Source organism: Pseudomonas sp. 30_B, assembly GCF_017491605.1.
Classification (GTDB): Bacteria; Pseudomonadota; Gammaproteobacteria; order Pseudomonadales; family Pseudomonadaceae; genus Pseudomonas.
The window spans coordinates 92,359-107,924 of the sequence record NZ_JAFGYY010000014.1; the positions used below are offsets into that span (position 1 = coordinate 92,359).

The 15,566-nt window shown below is 65.2% G+C and carries 10 protein-coding genes and 1 other RNA gene; 7 read left to right on the forward strand and 4 right to left on the reverse strand.

Features of this window, described 5'->3' with window-relative positions; genetic code table 11:
* Positions 1-60: 60 nt before the first annotated feature.
* The 4 genes from xdhC to J5M67_RS16875 all read right to left on the reverse strand — a co-directional run bounded on the left by xdhC (position 61) and on the right by J5M67_RS16875 (position 6,488).
* The gene (gene xdhC / locus J5M67_RS16860; RefSeq protein ID WP_207886484.1) at positions 61-912 is read right to left on the reverse strand and encodes a xanthine dehydrogenase accessory protein XdhC; all 852 of its coding nucleotides are present in this window, start codon (positions 910-912) and stop codon (positions 61-63) included.
* A 227-nt stretch (positions 913-1,139) separates the two neighbouring features.
* Positions 1,140-3,530: a xanthine dehydrogenase molybdopterin binding subunit gene (xdhB, locus tag J5M67_RS16865; protein WP_207886485.1), complete on the reverse strand. Its 2,391-nt coding sequence runs from the start codon at positions 3,528-3,530 to the stop codon at positions 1,140-1,142.
* Positions 3,523-4,986: a xanthine dehydrogenase small subunit gene (gene xdhA, locus J5M67_RS16870; RefSeq protein ID WP_207886486.1), complete on the reverse strand. Its 1,464-nt coding sequence runs from the start codon at positions 4,984-4,986 to the stop codon at positions 3,523-3,525. The genes xdhB and xdhA overlap by 8 nt, the downstream gene beginning before the upstream one ends.
* 368 nt (positions 4,987-5,354) lie before the next feature.
* Complete coding sequence (locus J5M67_RS16875) at positions 5,355-6,488, reverse strand: alkane 1-monooxygenase (RefSeq protein ID WP_207886487.1); 1,134 nt, start codon at positions 6,486-6,488, stop codon at positions 5,355-5,357.
* Positions 6,489-6,670: 182 nt separating this feature from the next.
* Here J5M67_RS16875 and J5M67_RS16880 point away from each other — a divergent pair, with 182 nt between their 5' ends.
* From J5M67_RS16880 to ffs, 7 genes are all read left to right on the forward strand, one after another.
* On the forward strand, positions 6,671-7,330 hold the full coding sequence (locus J5M67_RS16880; RefSeq protein ID WP_207886488.1) for a GntR family transcriptional regulator: 660 nt from the start codon (positions 6,671-6,673) through the stop codon (positions 7,328-7,330).
* 18 nt (positions 7,331-7,348) lie between these two features.
* Positions 7,349-10,837, forward strand: coding sequence for a chromosome segregation protein SMC (gene smc, locus J5M67_RS16885; protein ID WP_207886489.1), 3,489 nt, complete (start codon positions 7,349-7,351; stop codon positions 10,835-10,837).
* 296 nt (positions 10,838-11,133) lie between these two features.
* On the forward strand, positions 11,134-12,027 hold the full coding sequence (gene zipA, locus J5M67_RS16890) for a cell division protein ZipA (protein WP_207886490.1): 894 nt from the start codon (positions 11,134-11,136) through the stop codon (positions 12,025-12,027).
* A gap of 87 nt (positions 12,028-12,114) precedes the next feature.
* Positions 12,115-14,508 (forward strand): NAD-dependent DNA ligase LigA, encoded by a 2,394-nt coding sequence (gene ligA, locus J5M67_RS16895; protein ID WP_207886491.1) that lies wholly within the window; start codon positions 12,115-12,117, stop codon positions 14,506-14,508.
* 29 nt (positions 14,509-14,537) lie between these two features.
* On the forward strand, positions 14,538-14,840 hold the full coding sequence (locus tag J5M67_RS16900) for an HU family DNA-binding protein (protein ID WP_368735937.1): 303 nt from the start codon (positions 14,538-14,540) through the stop codon (positions 14,838-14,840).
* Between the two features lie 70 nt (positions 14,841-14,910).
* The gene (locus tag J5M67_RS16905) at positions 14,911-15,288 is read left to right on the forward strand and encodes a hypothetical protein (protein WP_207886493.1); all 378 of its coding nucleotides are present in this window, start codon (positions 14,911-14,913) and stop codon (positions 15,286-15,288) included.
* Between the two features lie 107 nt (positions 15,289-15,395).
* Positions 15,396-15,492: signal recognition particle sRNA small type (gene ffs, locus J5M67_RS16910), an RNA gene on the forward strand.
* Positions 15,493-15,566 lie beyond the last annotated feature (74 nt).

A 15,566-nucleotide genomic window follows, 5' to 3' on the forward strand; every position in this document is an offset into this window, starting at 1 on the left:
GGGGCCGGGGCGCTCGCAGGCGCCGGGGCGGGATGGGCATGCGCCCATGCTACGGAAATTTCAGGCGCCGCTTTCGGCGGTGCGGGCGCGGCGGCTCGTGGGTAACAGTTTGGCCACGGTGTTCTCGCCCTTGGCGGTCTCCTGACCGAAGGTGGCGTTGTAGGTGGCGATCACTTCGCCGGCGATGGACACGGCGATCTCCACCGGCAGCTTGCCTTTCACCTCGCTGATGCCCATGGGGCAGCGCATGCGCTGCACGGTGTCGGCGGCGAAGCCACGGTCGCGCAGGCGGTGTTCGAACTTGGCGCGCTTGGTGTCCGAGCCGATCAGGCCGAAGTAGGTGAAGTCATTGCGTTCGAGGATCTTCGCGGTCAGCTCCAGGTCAAGCGCGTGGTTGTGGGTCATGACGATGAAGTAGCTGCCGGCGGGCATTTCATCGATTTCGTCGATCACGTCCTCGTTGATCACGCGGGTCACGCCGTCGGGGATGTAGCCGGGGAATTCGGCCTCCCGCGAGTCGATCCAGCGCACCTTGCACGGCAGGCTGGCGAGCAGCGGCACCAGGGCACGGCCGACGTGTCCGGCGCCGAACACGGCGATGTGCGCCTGGGGCTGGCCCATGGGTTCGAACAGCAGCACGGTGGCGCCGCCGCAGCACTGACCGAGGCTGGCGCCAAGGCTGAAGCGCTCGAGCTTCGGTTCGCGCTCACGGTTCAGCAGCATCTCGCGGGCGATGGCCATGGCCTTGAATTCGAGGTGGCCGCCGCCGATGGTGTCGTAGGCCTTGTCGGCGCTGACCACCATCTTCGAGCCGGCATTGCGCGGGGTCGAGCCGCGCTCTTCGATGATGGTCACCAGCACGCTGGCTTCGGCGCGCTGTTGCAGGTCGGCGAGGGCACTGATCCAGTTCATCGTTGCGAACCTCAAGGGTGGGCTTCTCGTAGGAGCGGACTCTGTCCGCGATGGCATCCGGCACGATGCGGACCTATCGCGGACGGAGTCCGCTCCTACGGTTGTCTGTCATTTCGTGGGGCGCATTCGGCGTTCCACGGTTCTTGAAAGGGTGGGGCGCCGCTGGCCCGGGGGAGGACGGGATTGGGGACGTCTTCCCGTGCCAGCGGCTCCCCATGGTCACTGCATCACGCCGGCTCGACCTGAGCCTGCGCCTTGTCCGCCTGGGCCAGCTTCAGCTTGCGCATCTGCTCCACGCCCCAGAGTACGCGCTCGGGGGTGGCGGGGGCGTCGATCTGCGGCTGGGCGCGGTAGTCGGCCAGGCTCGCCACGGCGTCCTTGATCGCGCAGAACACCGAGATGCCCAGCATGAACGGCGGCTCGCCGACGGCCTTGGAGTGGAACACCGTCTGCTCCGGGTTCTTGCGGTTTTCCACCAGCTTCACCCGCAGGTCGATCGGCATGTCGGCGACGGCCGGAATCTTGTAGCTCGCCGGGCCGTTGGTCATCAGCTTGCCCTTGGCGTTCCAGACCAGCTCTTCCATGGTCAGCCAGCCCATGCCCTGGACGAAGCCGCCTTCCACCTGGCCGATGTCGATGGCCGGGTTCAGCGAGGCGCCGACGTCGTGGAGGATGTCGCTGCGCAGCATCTTGTACTCGCCGGTGAGGGTGTCGACGATCACCTCCGAGCAGGACACGCCGTAGGCGAAGTAGTAGAACGGCCGGCCACGCGCCTGGCTGCGGTCGTAGTAGATCTTCGGCGTGCGGTAGAAGCCGGTGGAGGAGAGCGACACCTGGCCGAAGTAGGCCTGCTGCACCAGTTCCTCGAAGGGCACGATCAGATCGCGCACGCGCACCTGGTTGTTGCGGAACTCGATGTCTTCCTCGGTCACTTTCCAGTGCTTGGCGGCGAACTCCACCAGGCGCTGCTTGAGGGTTTCGGCGGCGTTCTGCGCGGCCTTGCCGTTCAGGTCGGCGCCCGACGAGGCAGCGGTCGGCGAGGTGTTGGGCACCTTGTCGGTGTTGGTCGCGGTGATCTGCACGCGGTCGATGTCGACCTGGAAGACCTCGGCGACCACCTGGGCAACCTTGGTGTTCAGGCCCTGGCCCATCTCGGTGCCGCCATGGTTCAGGTGGATGCTGCCGTCGGTGTAGATGTGGATCAGCGCGCCGGCCTGGTTGAGGAAGGTGGCGGTGAAGCTGATGCCGAACTTCACCGGGGTCAGCGCCAGGCCTTTCTTCAGCACCGGACTGCTGGCGTTGAAGGCGCGGATCTCGGCGCGGCGCTTGGCGTACTCGGCGCTGGCCTCCAGCTCCTCGGTCATTTCCTGCAGCAGGTTGTGTTCCACCTGCTGGTAGTAGTGGGTGACGTTGCGCTCGTCCTTGCCGTAGTAGTTGCGCTTGCGCACGTCCAGCGGGTCCTTTCCCAGGTGGCGCGCGACCGCGTCCATGATCTCCTCGATGGCGACCATGCCCTGCGGGCCGCCGAAGCCGCGATAGGCGGTGTTCGAGGCGGTGTTGGTCTTGCAGCGGTGACCGTTCACCGTGGCGTTGCCGAGGAAGTAGGCGTTGTCCGAGTGGAACATCGCGCGGTCGACGATGGAGCCGGAGAGGTCCGGCGAGTAACCGCAGTTGCCGGCCAGGTCGATGTTGATGCCGTGCAGCAGGCCGTCGTCGTCGAAGCCCACGTCGTATTCGACATAGAAGGGGTGGCGCTTGCCGGTCATCTGCATGTCTTCGACGCGCGGCAGGCGCATCTTCGCCGGGCGACCGGTGAGGCGCGCGATCACCGCGCACAGGCAGGCCGGAGCGGCCGCCTGGGTTTCCTTGCCGCCGAAGCCGCCGCCCATGCGGCGCATGTCGATGACCACCTTGTTGAAGGAGATGCCCAGCACTTCGGCGACGAGCTTCTGCACTTCGGTGGGGTTCTGCGTCGAGGTGTAGACGATCACGCCGCCGTCTTCGGTGGGCATCACCGAGGAGATCTGCGTCTCCAGGTAGAAGTGCTCCTGGCCACCGATGTGCAGGGTGCCCTGGATGCGGTTCGGCGCGGTGGCGAGCTTGCCTTCGGAGTCGCCGATCTTGTGCTGGTGGCTGTCGAGCACGAAGTGCTTCTTGCGCAGCGCTTCGACCACGTCGAGCACCGGTTCCAGGTCTTCGTATTCGATGATTGCGGCCATGGCCGCCTTGCGAGCGGTTTCCAGGCTGTCGGCGGCCACCGCGATGACCATCTGGCCGACGTACTCGACTTTGCCGTCCGCCAGCAGCGGGTCACCGGCGACCACCGGGCCGATGTCTAGCTGGCCGGGCACGTCGTCCTTGGTGATAGCGATGGCCACACCGGGGAACTGGTAGCAGGGGCTCACGTCCAGCTTGGTGATGCGCGCATGGGCGCGGTCGCTCATGCGGGCATAGACGTGCAGCTGGTTGGGGAACTCGAGGCGGTCGTCGATGTAGATCGCCTCGCCGCTGACGTGCTTGGGCGCGCTCTCGTGCTTGACGCTACGGCCCACGCCAGTGGTGAGGTCGGCGCGGAACAGTTCGGCGAGTTCTTCCTGGCTCTTCTGAGGCTTATGCATAGTGGGTCACCCGGGTTACGGCCTGAGGGGCTTCCAGTTCCAGGAAGCACTTGCGCAGCAGGTTCTGTGCGGTGAGCAGGCGGTATTCCTTGCTCGCACGGAAGTCGGTGAGCGGGGTGAAGTCCTCGCTCAGTGCTTGCGCGGCACGCTCGAAGGTGGCGCTGTTGAAGGGCTGGCCGAGCAGCGCGGCTTCGCAGGCGGTGGCGCGTTTCGGGATGGCGGCCATACCGCCGAAACCGGTGCGCACGGCGGAGATCCGGCCGTCTTCCACGGTGAGCTGGAACGCGGCGCAGACGGCGGAAATGTCGTCGTCCAGGCGCTTGGAGACCTTGTAGGCGCGGAACGCCTGGTTGGCCTGCGGACGCGGGATGATCACCTGCTCGATGAATTCGCCCTCCTGGCGCGCGGTGACCTTGTAGTCGATGAAGTATTCATCGATCGGCAGCTCGCGGCGTTCGCTGCCCTTGCGCAGCACCAGGCGTGCGCCGAGGGCGATCAGCAGCGGCGGCGAATCACCGATGGGGGAGGCGTTGCCGATGTTGCCGCCCAGGGTGCCCTGGTTGCGGATCTGCAGCGAGGCGAAGCGGTGCAGCAACTCGCCGAAGTCCGGGTAATCGCGGGACAGGGCTTCGTAGCAGTCGGTCAGCGGAGTCGCGGCGCCGATCTCGATGCGGTCGTCGAAGACTTCGACGCGCTTCATTTCCTCGACATGGCCGACGTAGATCATCACCGGCAGTTCGCGGTGGAACTGGGTGACTTCCAGGGCCAGGTCGGTGCCGCCGGCCAGCAGGCGGGCCTGCGGGTTGGCGGTATAGATGTCGGCCAGGTCGGCGATGGTCAGCGGCAGCAGGCAGCGCTTGTCGCCGCTGTTGAGCTCGGCGGTTTCGCGCGGGGCGATGGCCTTGAGCTGGGCGATGATTTCCGGCTGGGCGGCGTCGAACTGGTCCGGCTGCTTCTGGCAACAGGACTGCTCGGCGGCCTCCAGGATCGGGCGATAGCCGGTGCAGCGGCAGAGGTTGCCGGCCAGCGCTTCATGGGCTTCGGCCTTGCGATCTTCGGCAGTCTCGCCTGCGCTGTTCTTCTGCAGGGCGAACAGCGACATGACGAAGCCGGGGGTGCAGAAGCCGCACTGCGAACCGTGGCAGTCGACCATGGCCTGCTGCACGCCGTGCAGTTCGCCACGGTGCTTGAGGTCGTCGACGCTGATCAGCTGCTTGCCGTGCAGCGAGGAGACGAAGGTCAGGCAGGAGTTGAGGGTGCGGTAGCGGATGCGCTCGACGCCTTCTTCGCCGACCAGTTCGCCGACGACCACGGTGCAGGCGCCGCAGTCACCGGAGGCGCAGCCCTCCTTGGTTCCGGTCTTGCCCAGGGTCTGGCGCAGGTAGTTGAGCACGGTGAGGTTGGGGTCGAGGCGGTCTTCGACGCGCAGCTCGCGGTTGAGCAGGAACCTGATCAAGGCTGGCCTCCAGGCGGGTTCTTGTTTTTGGTAGGGCACTGGATGATGAATTTATGAAAAGCTGACTTTTGAGTCAATAAAAATTCTGTCCAAGTGGTCAGAAAGTTTCTCTGTGGGTGAAGAGTGACGTGGTTGGGTTTTGTGTAGGAGCGCGCCATGCGCGCGATCGCGGGCATGGCTCGCTCCTGCAGGGGGCGGCCGTAGGATGGGTGGAGCCTAGGCGATACCCATGCTGGATCGTTGATCGATGGGTATCGCCTCGCTCCACTCCATCCTACGAGAGCGCAGCACAGTCGCGACCAGGTGGCAGAAAGAAAAAAGGCGGCAAGCCGGGGTAGGGCTTGCCGCCAAGGTGTGGAACGCTTTGGTCAGGCTTGCTGGGTGGCGCTCAGCTGGTATTCCTCGCCGGCGTAGTAGGCACGCACCCGTGGGTTCATCACCGCGCGCCAGAGCGGCGGGAACAGCGCGAGGACGATCATCCCGGCATAGCCGTTGGGCAATTGCGGGCTTTCCTCGAAGTGCCGCAGCACCTGGTAGCGGCGCTTGGCGTTGGCGTGGTGGTCGGAGTGCCGTTGCAGGTGGAAGAGGAACAGGTTGGTCAGCAGGAAGTTGCTGTTCCAGGAATGCTCGTGGGTGGTCCGCTCGTAGCGCCCGGTTTCCAGGCGGCGACGGTGCAGGCCGTAATGTTCGACGTAGTTGACGATCTCCAGCAGGGTGAAGGCCATCACCGACTGACCGATGAAGTAGAGCGCGCCAATCCAGCCGAAGGCGACGCTGAAGCCGACCAGGAACAGCGCGCTGATTGCGTACCACCCGATCAACTCGTTGCGCCAGTGCAGTGCGGGCAGGCCCTTGCGCTTGAGGCGCTCGCTCTCCAGCTTCCAGGCGTTGAGGAAGTTGTGCTTGTAGGCGTGGGGCAGGAATTCATACAGGCTCTGGCCGTAGCGCGAGGACGAGGCGTCCTCGGGTGTGGAGACATGCACATGGTGCCCGCGCACATGTTCGACCTTGAACCCCGCGTAGCACACTGCCGCCAGCAGCAGGCCGCCGGCGTTCTGCTCCAGTTGCGGGTCCTTGTGGATCAGCTCGTGGGAGACGGTGATGCCGATGGCGCCCATCACTGTGCCGACCGAGAGAATCCAGCCGAGCTGGCCGACCCAGTTCCAGGCGTCATAAGTGGCCAGCACCCAGCCGCCATAGACCAGCATGCCCAGCAGCAGCGGTACGGTCAGCAGGCTGAGGAAGCGGTAGTAGCCCTCGCGCTCCATGGGCGGGACTTCCTCCAGCTCGTCCGGGTTGGCCGGGTCGCGGCCGACCACGAAGTCCAGCAGCGGGATCACCCCGAACACCACGGTGATCACCAGCCAGGCCCAGGCATTGGGGTAGTTGCTGCCGTACGACCACCAGTAACTGAGCGGAATGCCGAACACCGGCACCAGCCAGATCCAGTAACCGGCCTTTTTCAGGCGCAGCATCCAGGCAGGGGAAAGGAAGGCGAACATGGGCGACTCCCGAAACGTCTTTATGTAGGATTGTCAGACAATCCTGCGCCCGTTCTTCCCGTTGGATGCACCAACCTTCGTTCTGTCGTCGACCCGCCGGAGGGGATGGTGCGGTAACACCCTGTGTTACACTGCACGGCCGCAGCACCCCATCGAAAGCGCCTCGATTCTTAAGGACAACCATGACGTTCAAGGCCCCGGACAGCCTGGCTGAGCAGATCGCGCACCACCTTGCCGAACGCATCATCCGGGGCGAACTCAAGGAGCGCGAGCGCATCCAGGAGCAGAAGGTCACCCAGACCCTCAACGTCAGCCGCGGTTCGGTCCGCGAGGCGTTGCTGATCCTCGAGCGCCGCCACCTGGTGGTGATCCTGCCGCGCCGTGGTGCGCAGGTCTCCGAGCTGTCCGCGGCGCACGTCGAGAGCCTGTATTCGCTGGTCACTGAGCTGTACATCATGCTCGCCAGCAGCGTGGCCCGGCGCTGGCGCGAAGAGGGCGACCTGCAGCCGTTCCTGGCGATCCAGCAGCGCCTGCTGGACAATCTCGAACGCGGCGACATCAATGCTTTCGTCGAATCCAGTTTCGACATCATGCGTGCCGCCTTCCCGTTCGCCGCCAACCCCTACCTGCAGGAAACCGTGGACAACCTCCTGCCGGCCATCAGCCGCACCTATCATCTGGCCCTGGAACGCCGCAAAGGCGAAATGAGCCAGTTCATCGGCAGCTTCGAGCAATTGCTTCGCGCCGTGGTCGGACGTGACGAGGCGGCGATCCGCGAGGTGCTGCTCGACTACAGTCGGCGCAACAGCCAACTGGTCCTGGCCGCGCTGGCCGAACGTTAAGCATCCGGGGGAGGGCGCATGCGGCTCAAGTGCATCAAGCTGGCGGGCTTCAAGTCCTTCGTCGACCCGACGACGGTCAGTTTCCCGAGCAACATGGCGGCCGTGGTCGGTCCCAACGGTTGCGGAAAATCCAACATCATCGACGCCGTTCGCTGGGTGATGGGCGAGAGTTCGGCGAAGAACCTCCGTGGCGAGTCGATGACCGACGTCATCTTCAACGGCTCCAACACGCGCAAGCCGGTGACCCAGGCGTCCATCGAACTGGTGTTCGACAACTCCGACCAGACCCTGCTGGGCGAATACGCCAGTTACACCGAGATTTCCATCCGCCGCCGCGTCACCCGCGACGGCCAGAACACCTACTTCCTCAACGGCACCAAGTGCCGGCGCCGCGACATCACCGACATCTTCCTCGGCACCGGCCTGGGGCCGCGCAGCTACTCGATCATCGAACAGGGCATGATCTCCAAGCTGATCGAGGCCAAGCCCGAGGACCTGCGCAACTTCATCGAGGAAGCCGCCGGCATCTCCAAGTACAAGGAGCGCCGCCGCGAGACCGAGAACCGCATCCGCCGCACCCAGGAAAACCTCGCGCGCCTGACCGACCTGCGCGAAGAGCTGGAGCGCCAGCTGGAACGCCTGCACCGCCAGGCCCAGTCGGCGGAGAAGTACCAGGAGTTCAAGGCCGAGGAGCGCACCCTCAAGGCCCAGCTCGGCGCCCTGCGCTGGCGCGACCTGAACGAGCAGACCGGGCAGAAGGAAAAGGTGATCGGCGACCAGGAAGTGGCCTTCGAGGCCCTTGTCGCCGAGCAGCGCAGCGCCGACGCCAGCATCGAGCGCCTGCGCGACGGCCACCACGAGCTGTCGGAAACCTTCAATCAGGTGCAGGGGCGCTTCTATTCCGTGGGCGGCGACATTGCCCGCGTCGAGCAGAGTATCCAGCACGGCCAGCAGCGCCTGCGCCAGTTGCAGGACGACCTGCGCGAGGCGGAGAAGTCCCGCCAGGAAACCGAATCCCACCTGGGCCACGACCGTACCCTGTTGGCCACCCTGGCCGAAGAGCTGGAGCAGCTGGCCCCGGAACAGGAAATCAGCGCCGCCGCTGCCGAGGAGGCCACCGTCGGCCTGGAAGAGGCCGAGCAGCGCATGCAGGACTGGCAGCAGCGCTGGGACGCCTTCAACCAGCAGAGCGCCGAGCCGCGTCGCGAGGCGGAAGTCCAGCAGTCGCGCATCCAGCACCTGGAGCAGAGCCTGGAGCGCCAGGGCGAGCGCCAGCGCCGCCTGAACGACGAGCGTGCACAACTGGCGGCCGATCCGGAAGATGCCGCGATCCTCGAACTGAGCGAGCAGGTCGCCGCCATCGAGCTGCTGCTGGAAGAGTCACAGATCGAAGAACAGGAACTGGCCGAGCGCCTGGAGCGCGTGCGCCAGTCCCTGCAGGAAAGCACCGCCGCACAGCACCAGGCGCAGGGCGAGTTGCAGCGCCTGAATGGCCGCATCGCCTCGCTGGAAGCGTTGCAGCAGGCCGCGCTCGATCCGGGCGACGGCACTGCGCAATGGTTACGCCAGCAGGGCCTGGAGCAGCGCCCGCGTCTCGCCGAAGGCCTGCGCGTGCAGCCGGGCTGGGAGCTGGCGGTGGAAACCGTGCTCGGCGCCGATCTGCATGGCGTGCTGCTGGATGATGTGAAAGGGCTGCCGTTTGACACGCTGGAAAAGGGCGAGCTGCGCTTGCTCGATCTGGCCGCCGGCGCCGTTTCCCGTCCCGGCAGCTTGCTGGACAAGGTCGAGACGAATGTCGACCTGAGCTACTGGCTGGGCCGCGTGCGCCCGGTGGAAACCCTCGACCAGGCACTGGCCCAGCGCGCTTCGCTGGGTGACGGCGAAAGCCTGATCAGCCGTGACGGGTATTGGGTCGGCCGCAACTTCCTGCGCGTGCGTCGGGGCGAATCCGCCGATGGTGGCGTGCTGGCGCGCGGCCAGGAGCTGGAGCGCCTCTATATCGAGCGCGAGACGCTGGAGCAGCGCCTGGCTGAAATCGACGAGCAACTGGTACGCCTTCGCGACGAGCAGCGCCAGGCCGAAGAAGGCCGCGACCAGGTGCGCCGGCGTCTGCAGGACGAAGGCCGCCGCCAGGGCGAATTGAAGGCTCAATTGTCAGCGCAGCAGGCCAAGGTCGAGCAGTTGACCCTGCGCCGCCGCCGTCTGGACGAGGAGCTGGCGGAACTGGCCGAGCAGCACGCCATCGAGCAGGAACAACTGGGCGAAGCCCGCCTGAGCCTGCAGGAAGCCCTGGACGCCATGGCGGTGGACACCGAGCGCCGCGAATCGCTGCTGGCCGAGCGCGACGGCATGCGCGAGAAGCTCGACCGCATCCGCCAGGAATCCCGCCAGCACAAGGACCATGCTCACCAGTTGGCCGTGCGCGTCGGCTCCCTGCGCGCCCAGCACGAATCCACCCGCCAGGCGCTGGAGCGCCTGGACAGCCAAGCCGTGCGCCTGGTCGAGCGCTGCGAGCAGCTCAACCTCAACCTGGAGGAGGGCGCCGCGCCGCTGGAAGAGCTGCGCATGCGCCTGGAAGAGCTGCTCGACCGGCGCATGGCGGTGGAAGATGAACTCAAGCACGCGCGCCTGGCCCTGGAAGATGCCGACCGCCAGCTGCGCGACGCCGAGAAGCGCCGCAGCCAGGCGGAGCAGCAGTCGCAACTGCTGCGTGGCCAGCTGGAGCAGCAGCGCATGGAGTGGCAGGCCCTGAGCGTGCGGCGCAAGGCGTTGCAGGAGCAGCTCCACGAGGACGGCTACGACCTGCATGGCGTGCTGGCGACCCTGCCGCACGATGCCGCCGAGAAAATCTGGGAAACCCGCCTGGAAGAACTGGCCGCGCGCATCGGCCGGCTGGGCCCGATCAACCTGGCGGCCATCGAGGAATACCAGCAGCAATCCGAGCGCAAACGCTACCTGGACGACCAGAACGACGACCTGGTGGAAGCGCTGGAAACCCTGGAAAACGTGATCCGCAAGATCGACAAGGAAACGCGCAACCGCTTCAAGGAAACCTTCGACCAGATCAATGCTGGCCTTCAGGCATTGTTCCCCAAGGTTTTCGGCGGCGGCCACGCTTATCTGGAACTTACCGGCGAGGATCTACTCGATACCGGGGTGGCGATCATGGCGAGGCCGCCGGGCAAGAAGAACAGCACCATCCATCTGCTGTCCGGTGGCGAGAAGGCCCTGACCGCTCTGGCGCTGGTATTTGCGATCTTCCAGCTGAACCCGGCACCGTTCTGCATGCTCGACGAAGTCGATGCGCCGCTGGACGATGCCAACGTCGGCCGTTATGCGCGGCTGGTGAAGGAGATGTCGGAGAAAGTGCAGTTCATCTATATCACCCACAACAAGATCGCCATGGAGATGGCCGATCAACTGATGGGTGTGACGATGCACGAACCGGGGTGTTCGCGACTGGTGGCAGTGGATGTCGAGGAGGCGGTGGCGCTGGCCGAAGCCTGATTTGGATACAACTTGCAAGGCGCTTTGGAAATACTGAGCTACTCTTGTAAGGCATTGATTATATTGAGATAGCCATCGCGCCACGGACGCGCTCGCGATAGGCTGTGAAAAGTTGCAAAGACCAGGCGGAGTGTCGCCACAAGCAGTGTAAAGTTGCGTGCGAGCGTGTTAGCTTAACGCCCACTTTTGTATCGCGTGGAAAACATCAGTCAGAACATGAAGTTGGCTCCACGTTTTCAAGGGATAGGATGTCCTTTTCTTCATCATCATTTTTTGTTCAGGGGCTACGGGATTAGATGGATATCGGTCTGCGCGAATGGCTGATCGTCATTGGGCTTATCGTGATCGCCGGCATTCTGTTCGACGGCTGGCGTCGTATGCGGGGTGGCAAGGGCAAGTTGCGCTTCAAACTGGATCGCCACTTCGCCAACCAGCCTGACGATGGGGATGACAGCAACCCTGAACTGCTCGGGCCGTCCCGCGTAGTCGAGTACCGCGAGCCGGCGCTCGACGAGGAAGACCTGCCCAAGGTCAGCGCCAAGGAGTCGCGCGGCAAGCGCCGTGGCGAACCGCGCCAGGGCGACCTGAACCTGGACGACCCGGCGCCGAACCTGCTCGGCCCGCTGGACGAGGAAGACTTCCCCAACCCGCTGGACGAAGCCCCGCTGGAGAAGGAAAAGCCGAAGAAAGAGCGCAAGAAGGACAAGGAGCGCGCCGCTGCCCCGGCCGCCGCTGCTTCCGCGCCCCTGGCTCCGGTCGAGGAAGTGCTGATCATCAACGTCATCAGCCGCGACGAGAACGGCTTCAAGGGCCCGGCGCTGCTGCAGAACATCCTGGAAAGCGGCCTGCGTTACGGCGAAATGGACATCTTCCACCGCCACGAGAGCATGGCCGGCAACGGCGAAGTGCTGTTCTCCATGGCCAATGCAGTCAAGCCGGGTACCTTCGATCTGGACAACATCGACCAGTTCAGCACCCGCGCCGTGAGCTTCTTCCTCGGCCTGCCGGGCCCGCGCCATCCCAAGCAGGCGTTCGACGTGATGATCGCCGCCGCCCGCAAGCTGGCCCAGGAGCTCAACGGCGAGCTGAAGGACGAGCAGCGCAGCGTGATGACCGCGCAGACCATCGAGCACTACCGCCAGCGCATCATCGATTTCGAACGGCGCGCCCTGACCCAGCAGAAGCGCTAAGCTTCCCGCACGCTGCACAGAAGCCCCAAGCGACCCTTGGGGCTTCGTATTTCTACCTCAAGCAGAAAAGCCGCCCGAGATTCCCGCATGACCGACTCCCAGACCGCTGCCGAACGCATCGCCCAGCTGCGCAGCGAGCTCGACGACCACAACTACCGCTACTACGTGCTCGACGAGCCGAGCGTGCCGGACGCCGAGTACGACCGCCTGTTCCTCGAGCTGAAGGCGCTGGAGACCGAACATCCCGAGCTGATCACGCCCGAGTCGCCCACCCAGCGCGTCGGCGGCGCGGCGGCCTCGGCCTTCGGCGAGGTGCGCCATGAAGTGCCGATGCTGAGCCTGGGCAACGCCTTCGAAGAGCAGGACCTGAACGACTTCGATCGCCGCGTGCGCGAGGGCCTGGCGGACCAGCTGCCGTCCGCCGACCTGTTCGGCGGCGGCGCCGAGGTGGAATACAGCTGCGAGCCGAAGCTCGACGGCCTGGCTGTCAGCCTGCTGTACGAGAACGGCCTGCTCACCCGTGGCGCCACCCGTGGCGATGGCACCACCGGCGAAGACATCAGCGTCAACGTCCGTACCATCCGCAACGTGCCGCTGCGCCTGAAAGGCGAGGGCTGGCCGGCGGTGCTGGAGGTGCGCGGCGAGGTGTTCATGTCCAAGGCCGGTTTCGAGGCGCTCAACCAGCGGCAGATGGAAGCCGGCGGCAAGACCTTCGCCAACCCACGCAACGCTGCGGCGGGCAGCCTGCGCCAACTGGATTCGAAGATCACCGCGAGTCGCCCGCTGGAGTTCTGCTGCTACGGTTTCGGTCGCGTCGAGGGCGGCACGCTGCTCGGCACCCAGGTCGGCATCCTCGAGGCTCTCAAGGGCTGGGGTATCCCGATCAGTCGCGAGCTGAAGATGGCCAAGGGCGTCGAGGGCTGCCGCGCCTATTACGAAGACATCGGCGCCCGCCGCGACAGCCTCGCCTACGAGATCGATGGCGTGGTGTTCAAGGTCAACCGTATCGACTTCCAGCGCGAACTGGGCTTCCGCGCCCGCGAACCGCGTTGGGCCATTGCCCACAAGTTCCCGGCGCGTGAAGAGCTGACCGAACTGCTCGATGTGGAATTCCAGGTCGGCCGCACCGGCGCCGTGACTCCCGTCGCGCGCCTGAAGCCGGTACAGGTGGCTGGCGTGACCGTGTCCAACGCCACCCTGCACAACATGGACGAGGTGGCCCGCCTGGGCCTGATGATCGGCGATACGGTGATCATCCGCCGCGCCGGCGACGTGATCCCGCAGGTCATGCAGGTGGTCACCGAGCGGCGTCCGGCGGATGCGCGCCCGGTGGAAATCCCCACCCAGTGCCCGGTGTGTGGTTCGCAGGTCGAGCGCACCCAGCTGGTCAAGCGCAGCAAGGGCAAGGAGTCGGTCAGCGAAGGCGCCATCTATCGTTGCGTCGGCCGGCTGTTCTGCCAGGCGCAGCTCAAGCAGGCGATCATCCACTTCGTCTCGCGCCGCGCCATGGATATCGACGGCCTCGGCGACAAGATCGTCGAGCAACTGGTGGACAAGGGGCTGGTGAAGTCGCCCGCCGACCTCTACACCCTGACCTATGAACAGGTCATCGAGCTGGAAGGTTTCGCCGAGGTTTCCACGCGCAACCTGCTGGGCTCCATTGCCGAGAGTCGCACGCCGAGCCTGGCGCGCTTCGTCTTCGCCCTGGGCATCCCCGACGTGGGCGAGGAGACCGCCAAGCTGCTGGCGCGCTCACTGGGTTCGCTGGCGCGTATCCAGAAGGCGCTGCCGGAAGTGCTGACCTACCTGCCGGACGTGGGCGCGGAAGTGGCCTATGAGATCCACAACTTCTTCGATGACGAGCACAACCGCAGTGTCATCGACGAGCTGCTCGATCCGCAGCACGGCGTCCAGTTGCAGGAGGAGGGCGAGGTTTCCGCCGAGTTCGCCGCCTGCGCGACCCTGGCCGGGTTCATCGACAAACTGAACATCCCCTTCATCGCTGCCACCGGCGCCGAGAAACTGGCCGACAAGACCGGCAGCCTCGACGCGCTGATCAGCCTCAGCCAGGACTGGCTGGACCTCAGCACCCTGAAGGGGGTGAACGAGAAAGCCAAGCAGTCGGTGCGCGAATACTTCGCCGACGCCGCGCGCGTCGAACGTGCCAAGGCAGTCGAAGCGCAGCTGCTGGAGTTCGGCATGCACTGGCGCAGCGAGCGCAAGGTGGTCGAAGGCCTGCCGCTGGCGGGCCAGACCTGGGTGCTGACCGGCACCCTGGAGGCCATGAGCCGCGACGTCGCCAAGGAAAAACTCGAAAGCCTGGGCGCCAAGGTGGCCGGCTCTGTCTCGGCCAAGACCCATTGCGTCGTGGCCGGACCGGGGGCGGGTTCAAAGTTGGCCAAGGCCCAGGAACTTGGCGTCGCCGTGATGGACGAAGAGCAGCTGGTCAAGCTGCTGGCCGAGCACGGCATCGGCGCCTGACACGCCTTTCTTCCGATCAAAGAATCACGATCAATGCATCAAGGAGCTACTCCATGCCCATGACCAAGGACCAACTGGTTCGCGACATCGCCGAATCCCTCGACCTGACCCAGGCCGCCGTGCGCGGCGTGTTCGAGCAACTGGCGCAGATCGCCCAGGATTCCCTGGAGAACGACGGTGAGCTGACCCTGCCGGGTATCGGCAAGCTCAAGGTCAGCGAGCGCGCCGCCCGCACCGGCCGCAACCCGCAGACCGGCAAGACCATCCAGATCGCCGCGAAGAAGTCGGTTCGCCTGGTGCCGGCCAAGGCCCTGGTCGACAGCCTGAACTGATCGGCAGGCCCGCTCCGTCCTGTGCGTTGCGAGACAGGGTGGGGCGGGCCGTCCGTTTACGGAGAGCGAGATGGACAAGGCTAGAAAGCAGCGCCTGCTCGGCGTGGCGGCGCTGGTGCTGATGTTCGGGGGCTACGTGGCCTGGACCGAGCGTCCGCAGATCGTCCTGCATTACGAAGGGCAGGGCGGGCCGTCGATGAGCTACAGCTTCAAGGAAAATGGCGAGGAAACGCTCGCTGGCGAGATCAAGCCTGGCGAGGCACGGGTATTCCCGCTGCGGCTGTGGCGCTCGGGCGAATACCGCGTGGCCTTCCAGTTCCACCAGGGCGCGGAGCGCTATTCCACCTTCAGCACCCGTCCGGGCTACAGCAAGATGGACCTGTTCATCGGGCCGAACCTGGAAGTCTCCACCCAGCCTCGGCCCGAAGGGCTGATCCAGGCGCAATAGTCCGGCGGCCGAAGTTCGTAGCTAAGTGCTTGAAGTGCTTGTAACTTGCGAACAAGCCGCTACAATGGCGCGGCTCGCCGAACTGGCGAGATTTGCAATGGTGGCCCTGTCGGTCCCCCCGCAATGATTACCCGTTAACCTGGTCAGGTCCGGAAGGAAGCAGCCACAGCGGGAACATCGTGTGCCGGGGTGTGGCTGGCGGGGCCGCCTCCATTTCAGGGACAGGAAAGTCGCTCCGTCGTTCCGGCTTCGAGCTCCGGCCCCTTCCTTCAGGCTGC